The following is a 24,902-nucleotide window of genomic DNA, read 5'->3' as shown; positions in this document are numbered from 1 at the left end:
ACTGGTGCCGACCCGCCGCTCGCTGAGCCATCGCTCAGTTCCGCCGCGAGCGGAGGGTACGCGGATGTTCAGCGCCCCATCTGCGGGTCCACGCTTCGATGGCCTCTTCGTACGAAGCGATGGCGCGGTCATGCTGCCCGTCGGCCGAGCAGGCTTCCGCAAGGTTCTCCAGCATGACCAGGGTGTCCGGGGCGTCGTCCCCCAGCAGCCTGCGGTGGTCGCCGAGAAGCGCGGTGAAGCCGGCGATCGCGCCGGCGTGGTCGTGGTCGCCCAGCCGGGCCAGCGCCAGCCCGTTGCGCGCATGCAGGGTGTCCGGGGCGCTCGGGCCCCGGAGCCGGGTGTGGTCCTCGATCAGATCCTGGTACACCGCTTGCGCCTGCTCGTTCTGCTCGGCGGACCGGAAGACCCAGGCTCGCCAGCTCCTGACGTTGAGCGTGTCCGGATGGTCCGGCCCCTGGATGCGGGTGTGGTCGGCGATCAGCGCGTCGAACACCTCGCCCGCCTGATCGAAGCGTGCGGCCTCACGGTGAGCCGCGCCTATCCACAGCCGTACAAGAAGAGCCATGGGGTGGTCGGGCCCGCAGAGCCGCTCGTAGTCCTGGGCCAGGGGTTCGTAGAGGTCCAGGGCCTCTGCCAGGCGGTCCTCCTCGGCGAACACCCGGGCCAGAGCGAGCCGCACGCCGAACGCCCGCGTGTTGTCAGGGCCCAGCAACCTCTGCATGTCCACGCGCAGCGCTTCCAGTTCCCGGACCGCACGGCCGTGGTCGCCGGACCACTGCACGGTGCGGGCCAGGGCTTCACGGGTGGCGAAGACCTCAGGATGCTCGGGACCCAGGACATCGCTGCGATCCCGCAGCACGTCCTCGTAGAGCCCGATCGAGGTCGGGAACTCGGACGCCGCACGATGGGCGAAGGCCAGGTTGGCCCGGGCGGCGAGCGTTGCCGGATGCCGGTCGCTCTGCGCCCGCCTTCGGTCCCCGACCAGGGCCTGGCGCTCCCGTATCGAGCGCCGATGGTCCCCCGCGAGCTGCCACGTGTAGGCCAGCGCGCCGCGAGCCCACAGAGTGTCCTGGTGGTCCTTGTCCCGGACCCTGGTGTAATCGGCGATCACCGCCTCGTAGGCGGCGGCCGCCCGCACGTAGTCCCGCCGGTCCTGGTGAGTCTCCGCTACGTCACGGCGGTAGTGGAGCGTGGCGGGATGGTCGGGCCCCTGAGCACGGGCGCTGTCCGCCGCCAGCGCCTCGAACTCCCGCAGCGCCGCATCCGGCCCAGCCGCGTTGGACAGGGCCCAGCCCAGATCGTGGCGGCTGCGCAGGGTATCCGGATGGTCCGCGCCCTGCACTCGCGTCCGGTCGGCGACCACGTCCCGGTACAGGGCGACCGCCATGCGCGGATCACCGGCCGCCTGGTGGGCGGAGGCCAGCCAGCCGCGGCTGGTCATCGTGTCGGGGTGGTCCGGACCGTGCTTACGCCGACGGTCCGTGATCGCCTGCTCATAGAGGCTCAGCGCGGTGCGGTGATCACCGGCCTGCAGGTGGGCGTAGGCGAGGTTGGTGCGGCTGGCGAGCGTGTCCTTGTGGGGTGCTCCCAGCAGGCGTTCGCGGTCGGCCACGACGGCCCGGAACTCCTCGACGGCGGCCTCGTACCGGCCTGCCGTCTGCAGCGCGTAGGCCAGGTTGTTGCGGCTGGTGAGCGTGTCCGGGTGTGCCTCGCCCTGGATCCGGCGGCGGTCGGCGACGACGGCGGTCAGTTCCTGCACGGCCTTGGTGACCTCGCCGGCCTTGCGGTACGCGTACGCCAGCCGTTCCCGGGCGGTGACGGTCTCTGCGGCATCCTGATCGTGGGACTGGACGCGGTCGAGATAGACGTCCTGACACAGCTTCACCGCGCGGGCCGGATCGCCCGCCTTCGCATGCAGCTCGGCCAGGCGGTCCCGATCGTCGAGCGTGGTCCCGTGGTCCACACCGAACAGCCGCGTGCTGCCGTCGACGGCCTGTGCCATCAGAGGGATCGCCAGAACGTGCTGTTCCCGGGCCAGGAGTTCATCGGTTCCGCGCCGGTACATCTCGACGGCCAACGTGTCCGGGCCGGCGGCAGGCCCCGTCTCAGCGAGCGCCTGGATGTGCACCAGCATCCGTCGTACGTACTCGGCGGATGCGCCTGAGAGTTCGGCGGCCAACGCGGCTTCGGCCAGGTCTCGGGCTTCGGGCACCTCGGCCGGATCGGCATGCTGGAGGGTCTGTCGGACGAGCCGGTGCAGGGTCGGGCCCTCGGGGTCGGGGGCGACCAAGTGGTAGGCCGCGAGTGCGGCAAGCGAGGGTTCGACGTCCTGGAGGCGCTGCCCAAGACGGTCGATCACCTCGCGCGGCACGGGCTCTGGGGCGTACCAGGCCAGGGTGTTCAGGAGAGGGACGGCCGAGGGGTGAACGCCTCGGATCGACTCGAGACTGGTCCGCCAGATCCGGGCGATGATCCGGTCCGCACCGCCGGCGCCGTCGCCCAGTACGGTGTCGGGCTGCCGGGCCAGCTTGTCCCGGTACGCGGCGAAGCCGATGCCGGTTTCCCGGAGGAAGGCCCCTGCCTGAGCGAGGGCCAGAGGCAGGTGCCCGAGTTCCTCCGCCAGCAGCGAGGCCTGCGAGGGAGCAGCACCGGATCCGGCCGTCGGGGTGACCTCCCCGAGCTCGGACGTGCGGTGCAGCAGGGTGACGGCGTCCTCGTGACCGAGTACATCCAGACTGACCAGGGCGGTACCCGCGGGCCAGCCGGAGCCGAGCCGACTCGTGGCCAGTTGGTGGCCGTGACCGAGTAATCGCCCGAGGAACGGGGTCAGTTCCTCGGGCCGTTCCACATTGTCGTAGACGACCAGCCAGTCGTCGTGGCTCTCCAGCCACGTCAGCGCCCACTCGGTACGTTCCTTGGCGGTGGCCTCGTGTGCCCATGTCGGGTGCAGGAGCATCGCCAGGTCACCGAATCCGGAGGTGATCTGTTCCTCCGACTCTGCGACGATCCACCAGACAAGTCGGTACCGGTCCCGCTCTTCGTGGGCGTATCTGAGGACCAGAGCAGTCTTGCCGATGCCGCCCAGGCCCCTCACCGTGGTCGTCTGGGTGACCACCCCGCCGCCGGCGCGCAGGGATGCACCCAATTGGGACAGGGCCAGCGCACGGCCGATGAAAGGCTGCGTGGACAGCACGGGCAGGTTGTCCAGCCGGGATACGGGGTTTATCCGGGCCGCGGATGCCTTCGCCTGGCTGGACAGAAAGGTTGCATGTCTCTCGAGGTGAGGGTTGCCGCCCGCGTGGGAGGCCCCGGCGTCCTGCCCTGGAACTGTTGGGTCACCTTGCAGGGTGGGGGGCAAGGTGGCCTGCGACTCCTCGACGATGATCATGACTCCCCCGTGGTGATCATCTGTAGCACGATCGAGCGAACAACTTTACTGACGAACGCGGGAGTTGTCAGGAGGCAGAGGCACGCGACTGCCTGATTACTGCCCCTCGCCCACCCCTTGACGCAACCACCGAGCCGGCCACCTGACGCTCAAAGTCCTCAGGACATACGAATTCTGGACAACTACTGATCCGGTTTCGAGCGCTTTCACGGTGGCCAAGGAGAGCGGGTGGCAATCAATCCGACCGCCCGAGAATTCCTCGGATACGGTGTGCTCGCTTCACGTCAACATCATCCGATACCCAAACCCCAACGATCCACTAATCATAAGGATCACGACATAATGCGTAGTCAAAGACCGGGCGGAAGAGCACCACTTGCGCTCACTCTCGCCACCCTGATGTCAGTACCCCTGTTCCTGACCTCCGGACCCGCCGCCGCCGTGACCGGCCCTGCGGCGCCCTCCGGCGACAACACCTTTGCCTATAGCGCGCAGCTCAGCATCGGCACGTACGACCGCAGCTGTTCCGGCGTCCTGGTGGACGCCGAGTGGCTGCTCACCGCCGCCAGTTGTTTCGCCGCCACCCCGGACTCGAGCGTCGCGGCACTCGCGGGCAAGCCCGCTCTCACGACGACCGCGACCATCGGCCGCGCCGACCTGACCGGCACCTCGGGGGCAGTCCGCGAGGTTGTGGAACTTGTGCCCCGTACCGACCGCGATGTGGTTCTGGCCCGATTGAATCGGCCCGTCACCAATGTCAGCCCCGTCGCCCTGGCCACCACCGCGCCCACCGCCGGCGAGGAGCTGAGGTTCGCCGGGTACGGACGCACCACGACCGAGTGGGTACCGGGGAGCCTGCACACCGGCGCACTGTCGGTGGATGCTTCCGCCGCTACCACGACCACGGTGACCGGAAAGGACGGCGCGGCCGCCTGCATGGGCGACACGGGTGGCCCCGTGGTCCGTGTGGAGGGCGGGACGCACCGGCTTGCCGCCCTCAGCAGCCTCTCCTTCCAGGGAGGTTGCTTCGGCAGCGACACGACTGAGACCAGAACCGGTGGGATAGCCGCGCGCGTCGACGACCTGGCTTCCTGGGTGGAGGCCGAGGTCGGTGCACCGCGCATCACGGACTTCAACTGCGACGGTGCCGAGGACATCGCGGTCTCCGACCCCAAGGCCGCTGTCGGCGGCAAGGCCGGCGCCGGACTGGTACGGATTGTCTACGGCGACGGCAAGGGCACCGCCGAGATCAACCAGAACCTTGGCTGGGTAGCGGGCGACTCCGAGACCGGCGACGCGTTCGGCGAATCCCTGGCCATCGTCGACTATGACGAGGACGGCTGCAGCGACCTGATCGTCGGCACCCCATCCGACGACATCGGCACCGTCGCCGACGCCGGCATGGTCGACATCCTGCACGGCGCCGCCAACGGCATCGGAACGGGCTCGAAGAAGGACACCCACTTCGAGCAGGGTGTCGGTACCGGCATTTTCGCCGCGTCCGCCAGCGAGAGCGGCGACCGTATGGGTCACGCCCTCGCCGCCGGCACGACCGCCGCCGGCGAGCCCTTCCTCGTGATCGGCGTCCCCGGCGAGTCCGTCGGCACCATCGCCAAGGCCGGCGCGTTCTTCTACCTGCGCGGCACCACCAACGTCGCAGTCCAACAGGACTCCACCGACGTCTCCGGGACCGCGGAGGCGAACGACGGTTTCGGCGCCGTCATAGCGGCCGATGCCAACCACTTCGCCGTGGGGGCCCCCAACGAGGCCGTCGGCACCGCCACGGGCGCAGGCGCGCTGTTGGTCTTCGACCACAAGCTCAACGCGGTGGGCAAGCCGACCCAGCTGTTCGGTCTCGATCAGGACCTGGACACGGTCTCCGGCGTCGCCGAGGCCGGTGACCGGTTCAGCGAGTCCCTGGCCATGGTCACCTACCGTCCGTCGGGCGCCGCGGCCGCAACGGAGTCGATCCTCGCGGTCGGCTCCCCGGGAGAGGACCTGGCCATCGACGGCGCGGACAGGGTCGACACAGGCTCCGCGTACACCTTCCGCATCACCGCTGCGGGCACGTACAGCCAGCACAACACATACACGACGGGCACCGCCGACGACGACGTGGCCGGCACCGCCGAGGCCGGCGACCGGTTCGGCACGACCCTGACCGCCGTGAACACCGCGCCGCGTGCAGTGAGCACCGCCTCCACGATGAAGATGGCCGTCGGTAGCCCGAACGAGGCCCTGGAGACCGAGGCGAACGCGGGCGCGATCAGCGCCTTCTCGCTCCTGGGCGCACCCGGCGCCAACGACAAGTGGCTCATAGCGGGCGACGGCATTCCCGGTGCCTACGCCGCCAACCAGCGGGTGGGCGCGAGCCTCCACTTCACCGGCACCCAGTTGTACATCGGTATGCCGTACGGCCCGAGCACCTACGGCGCCCTGCACGCCCTGCCGGTCTCCAACGTGACCGCCGGCGGCACCGTCGCCGCCGTGACCACCTACCAGCCCGGTCAGGGCGGCCTCCCGGCCGCCGGAACGGACTTCGGCTACCTGGCACGATAGAAAACCAGCGGATCCAACCCCGTCCGAACGAGCCCTCGAGAGTCGCGACTCTCGAGGGCTCGTTCGGACGGGGTACGCGCGGCGAGCACCTACGGCGAGGCCGGGCTCCTTCAGCCCTCGTGATACGCGTAGAAAAGGGCCACAGAGCGTTCGGGACCCTGGTCGCGTCTGTAGAAACCGAAGGACTCACGACGGGAGGCCAAGGCCTCACCTGGCTGGTACCGGCACATCGCCCTCGCAGGAACCGCCGGCCTCCGGGGCCTGATCCCGTCAGCCGGTGGCCAGCTGGTAGGCGTAATCGGGGGTGAAGGACCCCGCCGCGCCCTTGCAGCCGTCGGACTCGCCGGGCAGTTTCACCCACAGGTAGGCGTCGACGCGGGACTCCCCCGTGTCGGTCGTGGGTGTCCGGCCGAGCGCCCGGCCCGCCGGATCGCACCACGCGCCGGCCTCGGGCGGTCCGTTCCCGTTGCGGCTGGTGTCGATGACGGCGCCGAGCCGGGCCGGGCCGCCGAGTGCGGCCAGCACCCGGCGGGCGTAGGCGGCCTCGTCGGCGGTGCGGTGGAAGTTCGACACGTTGGTGAAGATGCCGTCGCTGCTGCCGGCCGCGCCCGCCGCCCGGAGTGCCGCGGCCTGTTTCGAGACCGTGTGCCAGCCGGAGTGGCCGCCGTCGAAGTAGACCCGGGCGTTCGGGTCGGCCGCGTGCAGGGTGCGGCCGGCCCGGGCCAGGGAGGCGTAGCGCGCCGCACGGTCGCCGGGCGGGAGACAGTCGGCGAGTGCGATGGCGTCGGGTTCCAGGATCACGATGACCGGCCCGCCGCCGAGTCCCGCCGCGAACTCACGGATCCACGCGTCGTACGCCGCGAGGCCGGGTGCCCCGCCCTGGGACGCCCCTCCGCAGTCCCGGTCGGGGATGGCGTACGGCACCAGCACCGGCGTCCGGCCCGCCCGCGCCGCGGCCGCGGTGACCGACCGGACCTGCCCGGTGACGGCCCCCGGGTTGTAGGCGGCGAACCAGACGGCGGCGGGCTGCGCCGCGATCCGTGTCTCGATCAGCGGGCGCCGCGGGTCGTCGCGGTGGGCGGCGACCCAGTCCAGGACCTGCGAGGCGGGGTGGCGGTAGAGCCGGCCGCCGGGCGGAGCCGCCGCGCTGCGGGACGCCGCCGGCGCCGGCTTCTTCGACGGGCGGGGTGTACGGGAGGCGGTGGGCGCCGTGGCGGACGGGCCGGGCGAGGCCGCCGTCGGGCTCGGGACGGCGGGCAGGGGAGCCACGGTCGGCGACGCCGTGGTGTCGGGGCGGGCGGTGGTCCGCTCCTCCTCACCCGCGACGGCGGAGATCACGCCCGCCGCTGTGCCGGCGGCCACCACGGCCGAGGCGACCACCGCCATGACCTGCCGGCGAGCACGGCGTCCGCGTTCCCTGAACTCCTTCCGTGCGACCCGGCGTTGTATGCGTGCGCCCGACACTCCTCGTTCCCCTCCCCGGCCCCGGCGGTGCTGCCGTCGTTACCCCATTCCGATGAACCGACGGCTCCCGGGTGCCACGGCGAGCCTATGGCTGGGACGCTGCCCCCATGGCGCAGTTCGAGCAGTTGGAGCAAGTCGTGGACGGGCCCGCCGCCGAGGGCGCACGGACCGGCACGGGCACGGTGATCGGGCGGATGCGCGCGTTCCGGCCGTCGGCGGGCCGCGGCGAGGACGGGATCGCCGTCTTCCACCGGGTCTGTCTCGCCGTTCTCGACACGCAGGCCGGGGCGGTGTCCGGGGCGCTGGCGGAACGCCTGGCCGAACGGTATCTGGCCGCTGTCGACCCCGCCGCGTCCGGGCACCGGATGCCGGACTGCTGGCGCCCGCTGTTCCAGTACCGGCGCCACCCCGGCGTACGACCGGTGCAGTTCGCCCTTGCGGGTCTGAACGCGCAGGCCGGTCACGATCTCGCGCTCGCCGTCGTCGACACCTGCCGTACGCTCCGCTGCGCCCCGGCGGACCTGGCGGAGGAGTTCGACCGGGTGGGCGGTCTGCTGCTGATGCTGGAGGAGCGGATCGGCGAGGATCTGATGCCGGGTCCGGACCGGCTGGAGGTCACCGATCCGCTCACCCATCTGGTGGGCAGCTGGAACCTGGAGCGCGCCTGTGAGGCGTCCTGGTCGGCGGCCCGGGTGCTGTGGAGGCTGCGTGATGTGCCGCTGCTGGCCGCGGAGTTCGGGCAGCGGCTGGACGCGGGGGCGGGGCTGGTCGGGCGCTGTCTGCTCACGCCCTGCCGCTGACCGGGCCCGGCCGCCGGTTCCCCGCAGCCGCGGCGCTCAGAAGCAGTCGCCGTACCAGTGAACCGCGCCGGGCGCCGTGACAGTGGCGCGCACGGAGGCGGCCGTGGCGTGCAGGGGCCGCGCCATCCCCGTGTGTTCCGTCACCTGGCGGGCATCGGCCAGCAGGGCGGGCAGGGCCGCCGCCACCTCGGGGGCTGCGGGGATCCGAATCCGGGCCCGGGCCGGCCCCGCCGCCCGGGCGCGCGCGCCGACGGCCGCGAGCAGGGAGCCCAGGCAGTCGGCCACGCCCGCGAACTCGCGCACCTCCACGCGGTCCGCGACGTGCTGCGCCACGATCCAGCCGGTGAGCGCCCCGGAGACGGGGTCCACCGTCACGAGCGGCTGTTCGGCGGGGCCGTACCAGGCGGGCACCCGCACCGCCCAGTCACCGGGTTCGCGCAGCGAGGTGAGCGGCCGGCGCGCGTTGTACGCGTGGTGCAGCGCGGCCACCTCCACGGCGTCGTCGGGGGTGGCCTCGCGGACCGGGAAGGCTCCGGGCGCGGCCGAGGGGGCGAGCGTCCCCTCTGTGTACGAACGCGCGAACTCCTCCCAGCCCGAGCTCCGGTAGACACCGGGCGTGCCGGTGAACAGCAGGGACCAGGCGCACTGTTCGGCGCTCATGGTGCGCTCCGCCGCCGCGAGCAGCAGCCTGATCAGCCCCCGGCCCCGGGCCTCGGGGCGGGTGGCGACGCTGCCGATGCCGCCGACGCGCTGCGGGGCGCCCGAGGCGTCACGGATCAGCCTCGGCACGTAGACGACGACCGCGTCGATCCCGTCGCCCTCGGCGTTCTCCGCGACGAAGGTGTGGCGGTGGCGGTCCGGGTCGAGGGCGTGCAGGTCGCAGAGGTGCGGGGCGACGAAGCAGCGGCGCCAGAGGGCGGCGAGGGCGGGGTCGTCGGCGGCGGTCGTGGTGCGGACGACGGCGTTCACAGGACGAGGTTCCCGTCCGTGCGTACCGTGTCGCCGGCAGGAGGCATCGCGCTGCGCCGTGTGCCGTCCTCGACGCACGTGGTGTGGAGAACCGAGGCGAGGGCGTCGGGGGCGAGGTGGAGGGTACCGCCGGTGAAGCGGCTGCCGGTGGCCGCGTAGTGATTCGTGCCGTCGGCGATGCGGATGTGGGCGGTGCCGGCCCCGGTGGCCCTGCTGCTGAGGCCGGTGATGTCCCAGGTCGTCCCACCGGGGCCGGCCGCGCGGCCGAGCAGCGCGTCCGCCTTGTTGCTGCCGGTGAACCTGGCCCCACCGGTCACGGTGATCCGCTGGTCGCGCACGCCGCTGAGTTCGATGCCGGTGTTCTCGTACGTACCGCCGTCGATGCGCAGGTCCGCGGAACCGACCGAGAGCGGGGCCGCGTCCTCGGCTCCGGTGAGGGTGCAGTCGGTGAAGTGGACGGGGCCCGCACCGCGCAGCACCGCTCCGTCGACGCCCTTGAACGTGCAGCGTACGAAGTGGACCGCCGCGGTGACGGGGGTCTGCACGAGGACGGCACCGGCGGGCGGTTCGAAGGTGCAGTCGCTGATGGTGGTCGGCCTGCCGGAGCGGGCGGAGCGCTGGGCGACCGCGAAGGTCTTCGCGGTGCAGCCGCGCACCTGGGCACCGTCGGCGTTCACGGTGAGGGTGCCGGCCTGGTCGAAGGTGGGGCGCGCGATCACCGTGACGTCCTCCAGGGTCAGATCGGTGATCTTCGTGTTGGCGGTGAACCAGGAGCACACGTGTCTGCGTACGGTGATCCGCTTGGCGGATATCCCCCACTGCGCGCCGGAGTTGGCGATGTCCATCAGTCCGGAGTTGCCGTCGAAGAGCAGGTCGTGCTCGTACTGGCCGTGGGTGGTGAAGGGGTTCCCGCCCGCGTCGTCGCCGTCGCCGTGGCAGTTCACGACGGTGCAGTAGGCGGAGGCGGTGAGGTCGTTGAGGTGGCGCACATTGCTGGTCGTGCAGTCGGCGACCCGCCCGTACAGGCAGTAGATCTGCTGGGTGAGGTAGCCCGCGCCGCCGTACTCGACGGTGGGCGGGTTCTTCAGGGAACAGTCCTCGGTACGGAAGCGGGTGCACCAGCGGCGCATGACGACCGGCCAGAAGGTACCGGTGGCATGGATGCCGGAGACGTCGCAGCCCACGGCGTACTCGAAGCTGACGGGGTGGGAGCCGGTGTACTCGTCGGGTCCCGCGCCCTCGAAGAGCATGTTGCGGATGTGGGTGTTGCGGACGGGCTCGACGCGGGTCCAGGTGAGGGTGCGGCCCTCGGCGAGTTCCCAGCCGTTGAGGTAGCCGATCCGGATGTGGCCCGCGTCGGTGATCTCGGTGATCTCGACCAGCTTCTGCAGTTCGCGCTCGTCACCGCCGCCGCCCGCGACCGGGTCGACCCGCACCGCCCACCACTGGCCGACGGCGAACGCCGTGGCGTCGGGGACCGGGAAGGTGTCGGTCAGTTCGATGACCTTGCCGGAGAGCGGGTGTGTGACGGTGGTGTCGGTGACGGTGCCGCGGAAGGAGAGGACGGCTCCGAAGGGGTTGTCGTGGGTGTTCTTCTCGATGTCTGTGGTGTGGAGGTGGTGGCCGCCGAAGTCGAGTTCGATGTTCGAGCGGTCGAAGAGGTGGCGTCGGGTGAACAGGAGGTCGGTGTGGGCTTCGATGCGGTGGACGCTGTGGTCGTTGACCATGGCGTCGAGGGTGTTGTCCGCGGGGGTTTTGGCGTCGAAGTGGCCGAAGGTGCGGAAGTCGAGTGTGCCGGTGTGGAGTTGGTGCCAGCGTCCGGTCTTCGCCGATGGGGTGGGGGCGATGACGGTGCCGCCGTTGTGTGGGGCGGTGGAGGTGCGGTCCCAGCGCAGGGCCATGGTTCCGCCGTCGCCGGGGGTGTGGTAGCCGGCGAGGATGACCTGGGTGCCGTCGGTGAGGGGTTTGGTGTTCAGGGCGCGCAGTGCGGTGACCGTGTCCAGGCGCAGGACATCGCCGGTGTGGGCGGGTGCGGCCTGTGCGGGGCCGGTGGCCACGGCCGAACCGGCCACGACCAGACCGGCCAGACCCGAAGCCCGCAGAAGACTCCGGCGGGACGACGCAGGGGATGAAGCAGCGGGCGAGGCATGGACGGACATGACGGAGGTGCTCCTCGCGTTGTCGATGCGTGCTCGGTGAGAACCGGTTGCGGGCCGGTCGCGGTCAGATCGTGTTGCGGTACGGCGGCATGAAGCGCATCCGCGGCATCTGGTCCGCCAGCACTCCCCCGTCGACGACCAGGCGCGCGCCCGTGAGATACGCGCCGGCGTCCGAGGCGAGCAGCAACAACGCGCCCACGCATTCGTCGGGCTGCGCGTACCTGCCGAGCGGGATGCGCTCGCGGTACGCGGACTCGAAGGCCTCCCGGTCGAAGGGGAACTCGCCGTCGATGGGGGTCTCGACCATGCCCGGGGCCAGGGTGTTGGCGGTGATGCCGTGCGGGGCGAGCTCGACGGCCAGTGTCTCCGTGAGCAGTTGGGCGGCGGCCTTGGAGGCGTTGTAGTGGGCCAGGCCGGCCTCTGCCACCAGGGCGTTCTTCGAGGTGATGGTGATGATGCGGCCGGGGACGGCGTCGGCCGTCATGTGCTCGGCGATCCGCTGGCTGAGGAAGAAGACGGCGTCCACGTTGACCCGCATGATGCGCGACCAGCCGGCCGGGGTGATCTCGTTGAAGCGTTCCAGGGCCGCCGTGCCCGCGTTGTTGACCAGGATGTGCAGCGGCCCGGCCTCGGCACGCACGGTGTCGGCGAAGCCGGCCAGCGCCTCGGTGTCCGCGAGGTCCTGCCCGTACACACGGCAGCGTCGGCCGAGCGCCTCGACCGCCGCGGCGGTCTCGGCGACGCCCTCGGCCCCGGGCAGGTCGACCAGCACCAGGTCCGCGCCCGCCTCGGCGAGGCCGACGGCGAAGGACCGGCCCAGGCCCCGGGCGGCCCCGGTGACGACAGCGGTGCGGCCGCTCAGGTCGAAGCGGTCGGTGCCACGGGGCGGGACGGCTGCGGTCATCGCGGGATTCCTTCGGGCGAGGGCGGACGGGGAGAAGCGAGGGGTGGGCCGCCGCGCGGGACACAACAGGGTGGGGAGCGCGGCGGCCCGTCTGCGGACCGGCACCGGGTACCGGGGGGGGTGGCCCCTGGCGCCGGCCCGCAGGCTTTGGTGAACGGCCAGGTCAGCCGTTCAGGCCCAGCAGATCGAGGGAGGGCCGGTGGATGATCTCCTCGATCGCGTCCGCGTCGAGCGGCGGCAGTCCGGGGATGCCGGGGATGCGGGCGATCTCCCGGAGCCCTTTCACGGAGTCGTCGACCGTCGTGAACGGGTAGTCGCTGCCGAACAGCACCTTGTGGAAGACCCCGTAGTCCTGGACCAGCCGGAGGCTGTGCCAGAGCTGGAAGGGCCGGTAGTGCAGGGCGCTCAGGTCGGCGTACACATGCGGGTGCTTGCGGATGACCGCGATGCACTCGCCCTCGAACGGGTGGCCGAGGTGGGCGAGGACCATCCGCAGTTCCGGGTGGCGGATGGCGACGGCGTCCAGGTGCCGGGGCATCGCCCACTCCAGCGGCGCGCTGGAGACGAACGTCGTGCCGGTGTGCACCAGGAGCGGCAGCCCGTGCCGTTCGGCGTACGTGTACAGCTCGTCGTACTCCTCGGCTGCCGGGTCGAAGCCCGCGTACATCGGCATCAGTTTGATGCCGCGCAGACCCAGCTCCTGGTGGCCGTAGCGCAGTTCCTCCTGCCAGCCGGGCTGGGTGGGGTCGAGCGCCAGGTAGCCGATCAGCCGGTCGGGGTGTTCTCCGACGTACGCGGCCACGGCGGCGTCGTCGACCCAGAGCCCGCTGCGGCGCGCCTTGCCGCCGACGACGATCGTCCGGGTGGACTCGGGTGCGGTGGCCGCGTACTCCTCCCACTTCACCGTGAGGTCGACCTCGCCCGCGTGGGCGCGGGCGGAGTCGGAGCTGAACGGGTCGGTGAAGTCGTGGCTGTGCCGGAAGAGATGGGAGTGGACGTCGGTGATCATGTGCGGTTCCGCTTCTCCCAGCCGTCCGCGAACATGTTCCAGAAGCGGTGGCTGGGCGGGTGTTCCTCGAAGACCTCGTCGACGAGTTCGACGCCGAGCCCCGGGGCGGTCGGCAGACCGATGCGGCCGTCCTCCATCGGGAGGGTGCCCTTGAGGGCGTCGAAGACGAACGGCTCCAGGAGCCCGTCGAAGGTTTCGAGGATCTTGAAGTTGGGGATTCCGAGCGCCGCGTGCACCGAGACGGTGGTGCAGAGCGGGGAGTTGGAGTTGTGCGGGGCCACGAGCATGCCGTGGGTGTCCGCGATCGCGGCCAGCTTCCGTACCTCGGTGAAGCCGCCGGCCATGGAGAGGTCGGGCTGGATGATGTCGACGGCGTTCGTGGCGAAGAGCTGCTTGTACTCGTAGCGGTTGTGGAAGTGCTCACCGCCGGAGATGGGGAAGGCGGCGCGCTGCCGCAGTTCCGCGTACCGCTCGATGTGGGTCCAGGGCATCGGCTCCTCGAACCAGCCGATGTCGAACGGCTCCAGTTCCCGTACGAGACGGGCGGCGGTCGGCATGGCGAAGCGGGCGTGGCCCTCGATGAAGAGGTCGGTGTCGGGGCCGATCGCCTCGCGGACCGCGGCGACGAGGTCGATGGAGCGGCGCAGTTCGGCGCGCTCCAGTTCGTGCAGGCCGGGGCCGAAGGGGTCGAACTTGAGGGCGGAGTAGCCCTTGGCCACGGTCTCCTTGGCCTTGGCGGCGAAGATCTCGGGCTCTCGTTCGCCGGTGTACCAGCCGTTGGCGTAGACCCGGACGTCGTCGCGGCAGGCGCCGCCGGTCAGCCGGTAGGCGGGGACGCCGAGCGCCTTGCCCATCAGGTCGTACATCGCCTGGTCGAGGCCGGACAGGGCGATGCCGCCCATGTCGCCGCCGCGCAGGAAGTCGCCCTGGTAGACGCGGAGCCAGAGCTCCTCGATGTCGAAGGGGTCGGCGCCGATCAGATGGCGCTGGGCAAGTGCCTCGGTGAGGGCGCAGACCTCGCTGACCCGGTACGGGTGGGTGATCTCGCCGATGCCGGTCAGGCCCTCGTCGGTGTGGACCCGGACGTAGCCGAAGTCGCGCCAGGAGGTGCCGAGCATCAGGGTCTCGACGCGGGTGATCCGTCCGGCGGGGCCGGCGGGGCGGGTGAGGTTGACGGTCAGCATCAGCGGGTCGCTCCGCCCATGGTCGAGGTGTTCTCCAGGTCGCGGGCACCGCCGTCGGCGAGGACGGCCTTGACCGCGGCCTCGGTGCCCTCGATCAGACGGTCCACGTCGGCGTCGGTGTGCGCGTAGCTGATGTGGCTGCGCTTGAGGTTGAGCGGGAGCTCGAACAGACCGTGGTCCAGGAGTTTGCGGCGGTAGCCCACGAACATCGACGCGTCGTTGTTCAGCAGGTCCGCGTACGTACGGGGGGTCTCGCCCGGCATGAAGTAGCTGACGAAGACGGAGCCGTAGCCGGTGACGACGGCGGGCACGCCCAGGCGCTCGTAGAGGCCGGTCAGTTCGGTGCGGACGCGGTCGCCGAGCCGGAAGACGTGGTCGTGGACCGGTTCCTCGCGGAGCTTGCGCAGCGTGGCGAGGGCGGCGGCGACGACGGACGGGTGACCGTTGTACGTGCCGGCGAAGAAGGCGGGGGCGCCGGGGCGCGTGGAGAAGAGATCCATCAGGTCGGCCCGGCCGCCGATCGCACCGACGGGGGCGCCGTTGGCGATGGCCTTGCCGAGGGTGGTGAGGTCGGGGGTGACGCCGGAGATCTGCTGCCAGCCGCCGATGCTGTGGCGGAAGCCGGTGATGACCTCGTCGAAGATCAGGACGCTGCCCGCCTTCGTGGTCTCCTCGCGCAGGGTGGTGAGGAACTCCTGGTACGGGAGCAGAGCGCCGACGTTGTGCGGGACGGGCTCGACGATGACGGCGGCGATGTCGGAGCCGTGCTCGGCGAAGGTGCGGCGGACGGCCTCGCTGTCGTTGAACGGCAGGACGAGCGTGGCTTCGAGTACCTCGGGCAGGATGCCGGTCGAGATCGGGTCGTGGCCGCCGACCTTCGAGGGCTCGGAGATGACGTTGAGGCTGACCGCGTCGTGCCAGCCGTGGTAGCAGCCCTGGAACTTGACGACGAGGCGGCGGCCGGTGGCGGCGCGGGAGACGCGCAGCGCGTGGAACGTGGCCTCACTGCCGGTGCTGGTGAGCAGGACCTTCTCGATCGACGGGATCAGCTCGGCGAGCTGTTCGGCGAGGAGGACCTCGCCCTCGGTGACGCCGACGCCCATGTGACCGAGCGTCGCGTCGGCCTCGGCGGTGGCGCGGGCGACGTCGGGGTCGTTGTGGCCGAGCAGCGGGGGGCCGAACGCCGAGTGGAAGTCGGTGTACTCGCGTCCGTCGGCGGTACGGAACCGTGCGCCGTGGGTGCCGGTGACCACCAGGTCCGTCAGTCCGGGAACGCTGCGCTGACCGCTGTTCACGCCGCCGGGCACGACCTGGCGGGCGCGCTCGGCGAGTCGGGCTCCGGATTCGTTGCCTGCCGGGCCTGAACTCATGGTGCTTGCTCCTTGCGTCGAGAGTCGTCGGTTGTCGCGGGCCCTGCCCGGCCCGTGAGTCCCTGGCGCCATCCGCCCGGCAGTCGCCGCAGGAAGAGGGTGATCCGTGGTGCTCGGTGGTGCGTCTCGCTTTTTCAGAACGCTGTTCTGTAGAGCAGAACAGTGCCTGGATATTACGTCCGCCCCGAAAACCGGTCAACCCCCTTCCGGCCCACGAAGGCCCGAAAGGAGCGGATTTCGTGAATCGGAGGTGCTCTCCGCACGCTCGGATCCACTACCCTGTTCTGCTATGACGAACAGTGCTGCCCCAGAAGAGCCGAAGTACTGGGTCAAGAGCGTGGCCAGGGCAGCGGACATCCTCGAAGCGCTCGCCGCTCCCTCGCAGGGGAACGGTCTGAGCGTCACCGAGGTCGGCCAGGCCTGCTCCATCTCCAAGAGCGCCGCCTTCGGCATGCTCCAGACCCTGCGCGCCTACGGACTCGTCTCGGACGACGGCGAGGGCATGAACCGCCGCTACCGGCTGGGCATGAGCCTGGCCCGGCTCGGCGACCGCGCCAGGTCCCAGGTCTCCCTGCGCGGCGTCGCCCACCCCGTTCTGCGCGATCTCACCCGGGCCACCGGCATGGCGTCCCGGCTCGCCGTGCCCGAGGACGGCCACGCGGTCGTGGTGGACCAGGTCGAGCTCGACCAGCGCGTCCGGCTCGATCTGCGGATGGGCCAGCGCGAACTGCCGCACTGCACGGGCCTGGGCAAGGCACTGCTCTCCGCGATGCCGCAGAGCGAGGCCGCCTCGGTCATCGAACGGTTCGGGCTGCCCCGGCGCACCTCCCGCACCATCACCGATCCGGCGACGTTCCTGTCCCACCTGCGCGACATCGCCCGGGTCGGCTACGCCCTCGACGACGAGGAGGACGCCGAGGGCATCATCTGCATCGGTGCGCCGGTCTTCGACGACCGGTCGGTGTGCGCCGGGGCCGTCTCCATCACCGGCCTCAAGCTGGGCCTGCCGGCCTGGCGCTACCAGGAACTGGGCGGCCAGGTCCGCGATGCGGCCCGCCGGATCAGTGTCTCGCTGGGCTGGGTCGAGGACCCGGAGCCCGACGCCCCGGACACCGACACGTCGCATTCCGACGGATTCGGGTCTTGACCGATCGGCTTCACCCGCCGTAGGTTCCCTGCCAACCGAGGTGACTTCCCACCGTCACCGACGTTTTACCCCTTCCGGTCCGCTTCCGGCGCCTGCCCACCGCGCCGTGAACACCCGAGGACCGAACCCTTTTCAGCCATCCGCCTCATGGCAGTCCACCGCAGGAACGCTCCCTCACTCGTCGCACTTCTCGGAAGGCGAAGTCCGCATGAGCGTTCCGCACCACAACACCCCTGCGTCCTCCCGCCGGAGTCTTCTGCGGGCTTCGGGTCTGGCCGGTCTGGTCGTGGCCGGGTCGGCCGTGACCACCGGCCCCGCACAGGCCGCACCCGCCCACACCGGCAACGTCCTGCGCCTGGACACGGTCGGCGCACTGCGCGCCCTGAACACCAAACCCCTCACCGACGGCACCCAGGTCATCGTCGCCGGATACCACACCCCCGGCGACGGCGGCACCATGGCCCTGCGCTGGAACCGCACCTCCACCGCCCCGCACAACGGCGGCACCGTCATCGCCCCCACCACGCCAACGAAGACCGGCCGCTGGCACCAGCTCCACACCGGAACCCTCGACTTCCGCACCTTCGGCCACCTCGACGCCAAGACCCCCGCGGACCACGCCCTCGACGCCATGGTCAACGACCACAGCATCCACCGCATCGAAGCCCACACCGACCTCCTGTTCACCCAACGCCACCTCTTCGACCGCTCGAACATCGAACTCGACTTCGGCGGCCACCACATCCGCACCGAAGGCATCGAGAAGAACACCCACGACAACCCCTTCGGCGCCGTCCTCTCCTTCCGCGGCACCCTCACCGACACCACCGTCAAGCACAGCCTGAGCGCGGCGATGCCGGACCTCTCGGACCTCTTCGAGGTCGGCGACGCGTCGGAGTTCGCCGTGGGCCAGTGGTGGGCCGTGGAGATCAACGCCCTGGCGGGGAAGTACGAGAAGGAGATCCAGCGCCTGGTCCAGGTCACCGATGTCGTCGATCCGGCGCACATCCGGGTCAACTACCAGATCGGCTGGGACCTGGCGGCCGGGCGCACGCTGACGTGGACCCGGGTCGAGCCCGTCGACCGTGCCCACGTCCGCAACATGGTCTTCGAGGGCTGGGGCGAGGACGAGATGACCGGCTCGCACCCGGTCGCGTACGAGTACGCGGTGCGCTGCGACGTCTCGGGCATCGAGGCCGTCGGCACGTTCTGGCCGGTGGTGATGCGCCGCTGGTGCACGTACTACCGCACCGAGCAGTGCTCGCTCACCAACCCGAAGTCCGTCACCTACGGCGGCGCGGGCTACCTCACCCAGCAGATCTACTGCCTGTACGGGCACGTGGAGGACTGTCACACCTCCAACGCCCGTCACCTCAACGACTTCACGGCCTCCGCCTACTGCTACGTCACCAACTGTCACGGCGACGGTGACGACGAGGGCCCGTTCGTGACGCACGGCCAGTTCGAGCACGACCTCGTCTACACCGGCAACTCCGGCCTGATGACGTTCGCCAACTCCGGCGCGGCGTGGGGCGGCAGGGCCAAGCGCATCACCGTACGCCGACATGCCTGCTCCTGGTTCGTCGCCCGCGTCAAGATCACCGATCTGACGCTGGAGGACGTCCTGGTCATCGGCAAGGAGTCCCTGGCCGGCTCCGGAATGCTCTGGGTCAACGCGGACGGTGTGCAGATGCGTGGCTGTACGGCCACGGGTCCGCTGATCGTCTCCCGGGCCTCGGACCTCTCCGCCCGTCCCAATGTGATCGCGGACTCCTCGTTCGCGTTCGCGGCGGGGGCGGAGGTCACCCAGGCCAATGTCACCGTCCCGCTCACCCTCCAGCGCTCCACGCTGAAGGGCGTGGACGGCGCGGTGTTCAACGGCACCGGGCCGCTCGTCCTCGACCAGTGCACCCTGACCGGATCGAAGGACACCGCCCCCGTCTCGCTCGCCCACGCCGACATCAGCGTGCTCGGCGGCGAACTGCGCGACACCGGGCTCAAGCTGACCTCGGCGAAGGACCAGCGCCTGCGCATCGACGGCACGCGGCTGTCCGGCACCAACAAGGACGGCGCCCTGCTGGCCCGTACCGGCTCCGGGCGCATCGTCGACTGGCAACTCAGCGGCCTCGACTCGACCGTGCCCCGGGGCACCGCCCATGTGCTGGTCACCGACGGCGTCAACCGCTACCGGGCCACCGGCTCCACCTTCACCGGCGGCCGGCTCGAACTGCGGCCCGCGGGATTCGGCGGAGACAGCCATCTGCTGCACACCGGCTGCGTCGAGGACGGCACCGAGCGCACCGCGCTGCCCGACGAGGGCGACCGCGTCGCCCACACCGCGGCCACGCTCCGCTTCTGACCACTTCTCCCATCGAGCACCACCGAGCACCAGGGATTCCCCGTGTCCACGCATACCCCGATCACCGGCCGGCCCGTACGGGTCGCCCTCGTCGGCGCCGGCAACCGCGGTCTGACGTACGCCGAGTGGATCAAGGCACACCCCGAGCGCGCCGAGCTCGTCGCCGTCGCCGATCCGCGCCCCGCCGCACGCGCCGCCGCCGGTGCGCCCGTCGGGTTCGACGACTGGCGGCCGCTCGTCGAGAACCGGATCGCGGACGCCGTGATCGTCGCCACCCAGGACCGCTTCCACGTGGAGCCGGTGCTGGCCCTGGCCGAGGCCGGTTACGCGATCCTCGCCGAGAAGCCCCTCGCCCCGACCGAGGAGGAGACCCGCCGGATCGTCGAGGGGGTCGAACGGGCCGGGGTGCTGTTCGCGGTGTGCCACGTCATGCGGTACACCCCGTACACCGACCTGGTGAAGGAGGCCGTGGACTCCGGTGTGCTCGGGCAACTGGTCTCGATCGACCATCTGGAGCCGGTCGGCTGGTGGCACTACGCCCACAGCTACGTGCGCGGTCCGTGGCGCAGCGAGAAGGACTCGTCCCCGATGCTGCTCGCCAAGTCCTGTCACGACCTGGACTGGATCACGTACGTCATGGGCGGCCGGATCGAGCAGGTCACCGGATTCGGCGGGCTGAAGCACTTCCGGCCCGAGAACGCCCCGGCCGGGTCCGCCGACCGCTGCCTGGACTGTGCGGTCGAGCACGACTGCCCGTACAGCGCGCTGAAGCTGTACATGCCCACGCTGCGCGAGAAGGGCGCGGTCTGGCCGGTCACCCATGTCACCGAGGCGACCGACGAGGCCGGGCTCGTCCAGGCGCTGCGCGAGGGCCCGTACGGGGTCTGCGCGTACCGGAGCGACAACGACGTGGTCGATCACCAGGTCCTCGCGATGCAGCTGACGGGCGGGGTGACCGCGACCTTCCAGATGGTGGCGTTCACCGAGCAGACGCACCGGCAGACGCGGATCTTCGGTTCGCACGGCTGGCTCATCGGTGACGGTGAGCGGGTCACCGTGCAGGACTTCCGGACCGGCGGGTCCACCGTCCACGAACTCGGCACGTCCGGTTCGAACGCCGCCGACGGGCACGGCGGCGGGGACGCCGCGCTCGTCGAGGCGTTCGTCACCGCCGTCGCCACCGGGGATGCCGGGGCCGTCCGCTCCGGCCCCGCCACCTCGCTCGGCAGTCATCTCGCGGCATTCGCCGCCGAACGTGCCCGGCACACCGGCACCGTCCAGACGGTCCCGGCGCAGTGACTCCTTCTCTTTCCGCCCTCACGTCCTCGGAGGACCCCCTCATGTCCCGTCTTCTCACCCGCCGTTCCAGAGTCCGCGCCCTGGCCGCCCCCGTGCTGGCGACCGCGCTCGCCGCCGGTGTGCTGGCCGGCTGTTCCGGCAGCGGCGACGACGGCAACACCGTCACCATGTGGACCTATCCGGTCATCTTCGACGAGGCCAAGAACAAGGCGTACTGGGACGGCCTGATCAAGGCCTTCGAGAAGGAGCACGCGGGCGTCACGGTGAAGGTCGAGACCTTCCCGTGGGCCAACCGCGACACCGCGCTGGCCACGGCCATCGCCTCGGGCAAGGGCCCGGACGCGGTCTATCTGATCCCGGACCAGCTCCCGAAGTACGCCAAGAGCATCGTGCCGGCCGACGACTACATGCCGGCCGACGCCAAGTCCGACTACACCGACTTCGCGCTGAAGTCCGTCACGGTCGGGGGCAAGGCGCTCGCCACCCCGATCCTGACCAGTGCCAACCCGCTGATCTGCGACAAGCGCGTTTTCGCCGCCATAGGCGAGAAGAGCTATCCGACGAGCTGGGCGGACCTGGAGGCGCTGGCCCCGAAGCTGAAGGAGAAGGGCTACTACGCCACGAGCTACAGCGGCGACACCCAGCAGACGCTGAACATGACGTTCTACCCGCTGCTGTGGCAGGCGGGCGGCGACGTCTTCTCCGAGGACGGCAAGAACGTCACCTTCAACGACGCGGCCGGCGTCAAGGCGCTCACGTATCTGAAGAAGCTGGTCGACGGCGGCTACACCGACAAGGACCTGGTCACGACCACGCCCAAGCTGGAGCAGACCCCGACCGCCAAGGGCAAGGTCGCCTGCACCTGGCAGAACACCACGGCGGACGTCGAGCCGTTCTGGGGCAAGGAGAACATCGTCGTCCAGCCGCCGCTGAAGGAGACCGCCTCGGTCGGCTACGGCACCGTGGGCGCGCTCTCGATGCTCAAGGGCGCCGACAGGAAGAACACCGGGGACTGGCTGAACTTCGTCGCCGAGTCGAAGAACGCGGCCGGTCTCCAGAAGGCCGCGGGCTACTTCCCGGCCCGTGAGTCCGGCGGTGATCTGTACCCCGGCGACGCGCTCCAGACCGCGGTCGGCGCCACGCTGCCGAGCATGGACGTGGGCCCGCTGCAGGACAAGGCCCGTGAGGTCCAGGGCGTGCTCGCGCCGGAGATCCAGGCGGCGCTGCTCGGCAAGAAGAGCCCGAAGGACGCGCTGGACGCCGCGCAGAAGGCCGCTCAGGCGATGCTCGGCCGCTGATCCACGGTCGCGGGGCCGGTCTCCGGCCCCGCGACCCCATGGGGGCACATCGCCCCCGACCCCCCGCAATTCCCCCGTACCGCAAGGAGATCCCCGTGGCAGTCGTCGCGGAACCCACCCGCCGGGGCCGTCGCAGCGGGCCGCAGGCGCGCCGCGAGGCCCGGATCGGCCTGCTCTTCGTCCTCCCGTGTTTCCTGCTGTTCCTGGCCTTCCGGTTCGGTCCGGGTGTCGCCGGTGTGCTGATGAGCTTCACCGACTACTCCCTCACCGGCGGCGGCAGCTTCATCGGGCTCGACAACTTCACCCGCCTGTGGGCGGACCCGCTGTTCTGGCAGGCGCTGAAGGTCACCGTCCTCTACACCGTGCTCGCCGTGCCGGGCACGCTCATCGCGTCGGTGTCCCTGGCGCTGATCACGCGGCGCGCGTTCCGCGGCGCGAAGTTCTTCCGCTCGGTGTTCTTCCTGCCGGTCGTCACCTCGCTGGTGCTGGCCGCGACCGTCTTCGTGTGGATCTTCTCGACCGGCGGCCCGTGGTCCACCCTGATGGGCTGGTTCGGGATGTCCGAGGGCTCCTGGCTCTCCGACGACGTGCTGGTGCTGCCCGCGCTCGCGATCGTCGGCGTCTGGTCCCGCTTCGGGTACGGGATGCTCATCCTGCTCGCCCGGATGCAGGACATCCCGCGGGAGCTGGAGGAGGCCGCCCTCACCGACGGGGCCGGTCCCTGGCAGCGGTTCCGGTACATCGTTCTTCCGCAGCTCAAGCCCGCCCTGTTCTTCCTCGCGGTGATCGAGACGACGGCCTCGTTCCAGGTCTTCGACGCCGTCTACACGATGACGGGCGGCGGCCCCGCCAACGCCAGCTACACGCTCGTCTTCCAGCTCTACGACGCGGGCTTCAAGTACTTCGACCTGGGTTACGCCTCCGCCATCGGGGTCGCGCTCTTCGTGCTGACCGTGGTGGTCGCGGTGATCCAGCGGCTCGTGATCGGGAAGGACCAGTGACCATGACAGCGGCACCCACCAAGACGAAGGCCCCGCCGGCGAGCCGGCCTCCGACACCGCCGGACCGGGCCGCGCGCCGGGCCGAACGCAGGCTGCGGAGGCTCTCCGAACAGGACACCGTCCCGTACGGCATGCGCCCCACCCGCACCGGCCGCATCGCACGCGGCGTGCTGCTGACCGTGGCCGCACTCGTCACGGTCTTCCCGTTCTACGCGATGGTCGTGCTCTCCCTGAAGCCCTCGGCGGCGGTCGACTTCCCCGGAAGTCTGCTGCCGTGGCCGCTGACCGGCGAGGCGTACGACACCGTCATGGGCGCCCAGGACGTGCCGCGCTGGCTGCTGAACACCCTGATCTACTCGGTCGTCTCGGTCGTCGGCGTGCTGCTGCTCGCCTCGCTGGCCGGATACGCCTTCGCCAAGAAGCGCTTCCCGGGCCGGGAGACGATGTTCTGGTCGTTCCTGTCGATGGTGATGGTCCCGTACCACGTCACGATGATTCCGACCTTCGCGATGATCGCGAAGCTGGGCGGCGTCGACACGTACTGGGGACTGATCGTGCCGACCCTGGCCAACGCGCAGGCGGTGTTCCTGATGCGGCAGTTCATCCAGGGGCTGCCGGACGAGCTCTTCGAGGCGGCCCGGCTCGACGGCTGCGGCGAATGGCAGATCTTCTACCGGATCGTGCTGCCGCTGCTGAAGCCGATCCTCGCCACGCTCGGTGTCTTCGTCTTCCTGTGGCACTGGAACGACTTCCTGTGGCCGCTGGTCATCGGCCAGTCCACCGACATGCGCACCCTCACGGTCGGCATCGCCTCGCTCCAGCAGCAGAACGTGCCGCTCAACGTGGTGCTCTCCGGCTCCGTCATCGCGTTCGTGCCCATCTTCGCCGCGTACATGGTGGGCCAGCGCTACTTCACCGAGGGCGTCACCGCGTCCGGAATCAAGGGATAGCCACACATGTTCACCGATGAGGCCGCACTCGAAGAGCGGCTCGCCACCCCCTCCCCCGCACTCGTCGCCGATCTCGGCCGGCTCGAAGGCGATCTGCTGGTGCTCGGCGCCGGCGGCAAGATGGGCCCCAGCCTGTGCCGGCTGGCCCGCCGGGCGCTGGACGCCGCGGGCCGCACGGACGTGGCCGTGTACGCGGTCTCCCGCTGGTCGGACAAGGCGGCGGCCGAGAAGCTGGAGGCGGCCGGGGTCCGTACCGTCGCCTTCGATCTGATGGACCCGGCCGCCGACCTGACCGCACTGCCCGACGCCGGGAACGTCGTCTTCATGGTCGGCGCCAAGTTCGGCTCCGCCGGGGCGCCTTCGCACGCCTGGGCGGTCAACGCCGCGATGCCGGACCGGGTGGCCCGGCGCTGGGCGGGTGCGCGGATCGCCGCGTTCTCCACCGGCAACGTCTATCCGCTGGTCCCCGTCTCCTCCGGCGGCTGCACCGAGACCGACCCGGTCGGCCCGGTCGGCGAGTACGCCATGTCGTGCCTGGGCCGGGAGCGCATCTTCGACCACGCGGCGCTGACCCGTGGCACCAAGGTCGCCAACATCCGCCTCAACTACGCGGTGGACCTGCGCTACGGCGTCCTCGCCGACATCGCGTACCGCGTCCGGGCAGGCGAGCCGATCGATGTGACGACCGGTCACGCCAACGTGGTCTGGCAGGGGTACGCCAACGAGGTGGCCCTGCGTTCGCTGCTGCACGCCACCGACGGCGAGGCGTTCACCCTCAACCTCACCGGCCCGGAGACCGCGTCGGTACGCCGGATCGCCCAGTGGTTCGGCGAGGAGTTCGACCGGGAGCCGGTCCTCGCCGGCCAGGAGGCACCCACCGCGCTGCTCTCCGACGCGAGCCGCTGCCACGCTCTGTTCGGCTACCCGGACGTCGCGCTGCGCACCCTCGTCGAATGGCAGGCCGACTGGCTGCGCCGCGGGCTGCCCCTGTCCGGCAAGCCCACCAAGTTCCAGGTACGTGACGGAAGGTTCTGATCCACTC

The 24,902-nt window shown here is 70.7% G+C and carries 17 protein-coding genes; 9 read left to right on the top strand and 8 right to left on the bottom strand.

The window, feature by feature from the left end; all coding sequences use genetic code 11:
• Positions 1-34 precede the first annotated feature (34 nt).
• On the bottom strand, positions 35-3,193 hold the full coding sequence (gene fxsT / locus OG959_RS33050) for an FxSxx-COOH system tetratricopeptide repeat protein (RefSeq protein ID WP_326664386.1): 3,159 nt from the start codon (positions 3,191-3,193) through the stop codon (positions 35-37).
• A 594-nt stretch (positions 3,194-3,787) separates the two neighbouring features.
• On the opposite strand from fxsT, the gene OG959_RS33045 reads away from it, so the two are divergent.
• Positions 3,788-5,947, top strand: a complete 2,160-nt coding sequence (locus tag OG959_RS33045) for a S1 family peptidase (protein ID WP_326664384.1) — start codon at positions 3,788-3,790, stop codon at positions 5,945-5,947.
• Between the two features lie 270 nt (positions 5,948-6,217).
• Here OG959_RS33045 and OG959_RS33040 read toward each other — a convergent pair whose 3' ends face one another.
• Positions 6,218-7,411 (bottom strand): glycoside hydrolase family 6 protein, encoded by a 1,194-nt coding sequence (locus OG959_RS33040; protein ID WP_442805679.1) that lies wholly within the window; start codon positions 7,409-7,411, stop codon positions 6,218-6,220.
• Positions 7,412-7,518: 107 nt separating this feature from the next.
• Here OG959_RS33040 and OG959_RS33035 point away from each other — a divergent pair, with 107 nt between their 5' ends.
• A complete protein-coding gene (locus tag OG959_RS33035; RefSeq protein ID WP_326664382.1) occupies positions 7,519-8,211 on the top strand; it encodes a DUF5995 family protein in 693 nt (230 codons plus the stop codon).
• A 36-nt stretch (positions 8,212-8,247) separates the two neighbouring features.
• Here the strand turns inward: OG959_RS33035 and OG959_RS33030 are convergent, their stop codons facing one another.
• The 6 genes from OG959_RS33030 to OG959_RS33005 all read right to left on the bottom strand — a co-directional run bounded on the left by OG959_RS33030 (position 8,248) and on the right by OG959_RS33005 (position 15,806).
• Complete coding sequence (locus OG959_RS33030; RefSeq protein WP_326664380.1) at positions 8,248-9,180, bottom strand: GNAT family N-acetyltransferase; 933 nt, start codon at positions 9,178-9,180, stop codon at positions 8,248-8,250.
• A complete protein-coding gene (locus OG959_RS33025; protein WP_326664379.1) occupies positions 9,177-11,339 on the bottom strand; it encodes a peptidase C14 in 2,163 nt (720 codons plus the stop codon). The genes OG959_RS33030 and OG959_RS33025 overlap by 4 nt, the downstream gene beginning before the upstream one ends.
• Positions 11,340-11,403: 64 nt before the next feature.
• The gene (locus OG959_RS33020; protein WP_326664377.1) at positions 11,404-12,243 is read right to left on the bottom strand and encodes an SDR family NAD(P)-dependent oxidoreductase; all 840 of its coding nucleotides are present in this window, start codon (positions 12,241-12,243) and stop codon (positions 11,404-11,406) included.
• A gap of 163 nt (positions 12,244-12,406) precedes the next feature.
• On the bottom strand, positions 12,407-13,252 hold the full coding sequence (locus OG959_RS33015; RefSeq protein ID WP_326664375.1) for an amidohydrolase family protein: 846 nt from the start codon (positions 13,250-13,252) through the stop codon (positions 12,407-12,409).
• Positions 13,249-14,436 carry a mandelate racemase/muconate lactonizing enzyme family protein gene (locus OG959_RS33010; RefSeq protein WP_326664373.1) on the bottom strand — a complete coding sequence of 396 codons (1,188 nt, stop codon included), beginning with the start codon at positions 14,434-14,436 and terminating at the stop codon, positions 13,249-13,251. The genes OG959_RS33015 and OG959_RS33010 overlap by 4 nt, the downstream gene beginning before the upstream one ends.
• Positions 14,436-15,806 (bottom strand): aspartate aminotransferase family protein, encoded by a 1,371-nt coding sequence (locus OG959_RS33005; protein WP_326664371.1) that lies wholly within the window; start codon positions 15,804-15,806, stop codon positions 14,436-14,438. The genes OG959_RS33010 and OG959_RS33005 overlap by 1 nt, the downstream gene beginning before the upstream one ends.
• 289 nt (positions 15,807-16,095) lie before the next feature.
• On the opposite strand from OG959_RS33005, the gene OG959_RS33000 reads away from it, so the two are divergent.
• From OG959_RS33000 to OG959_RS32970, 7 genes are all read left to right on the top strand, one after another.
• On the top strand, positions 16,096-16,953 hold the full coding sequence (locus tag OG959_RS33000) for an IclR family transcriptional regulator (protein ID WP_326664369.1): 858 nt from the start codon (positions 16,096-16,098) through the stop codon (positions 16,951-16,953).
• A 208-nt stretch (positions 16,954-17,161) separates the two neighbouring features.
• Complete coding sequence (locus OG959_RS32995) at positions 17,162-19,312, top strand: peptidase C14 (RefSeq protein ID WP_326664367.1); 2,151 nt, start codon at positions 17,162-17,164, stop codon at positions 19,310-19,312.
• 42 nt (positions 19,313-19,354) lie between these two features.
• Positions 19,355-20,611, top strand: coding sequence for a Gfo/Idh/MocA family protein (locus OG959_RS32990; protein WP_326664365.1), 1,257 nt, complete (start codon positions 19,355-19,357; stop codon positions 20,609-20,611).
• Positions 20,612-20,652: 41 nt separating this feature from the next.
• A complete protein-coding gene (locus OG959_RS32985; RefSeq protein WP_326664364.1) occupies positions 20,653-21,909 on the top strand; it encodes an ABC transporter substrate-binding protein in 1,257 nt (418 codons plus the stop codon).
• A 95-nt stretch (positions 21,910-22,004) separates the two neighbouring features.
• The gene (locus OG959_RS32980; protein WP_219570758.1) at positions 22,005-22,910 is read left to right on the top strand and encodes a carbohydrate ABC transporter permease; all 906 of its coding nucleotides are present in this window, start codon (positions 22,005-22,007) and stop codon (positions 22,908-22,910) included.
• Between the two features lie 2 nt (positions 22,911-22,912).
• On the top strand, positions 22,913-23,860 hold the full coding sequence (locus OG959_RS32975; protein WP_442805678.1) for a carbohydrate ABC transporter permease: 948 nt from the start codon (positions 22,913-22,915) through the stop codon (positions 23,858-23,860).
• A gap of 6 nt (positions 23,861-23,866) precedes the next feature.
• On the top strand, positions 23,867-24,895 hold the full coding sequence (locus OG959_RS32970) for an NAD-dependent epimerase/dehydratase family protein (RefSeq protein ID WP_326664361.1): 1,029 nt from the start codon (positions 23,867-23,869) through the stop codon (positions 24,893-24,895).
• Positions 24,896-24,902: the final 7 nt, after the last annotated feature.

The organism is Streptomyces sp. NBC_00385 (assembly GCF_035917155.1).
Lineage (GTDB): Bacteria > Actinomycetota > Actinomycetes > Streptomycetales > Streptomycetaceae > Streptomyces > Streptomyces poriferorum.
This window is presented reverse-complemented; position numbering and strand designations above follow the sequence as displayed.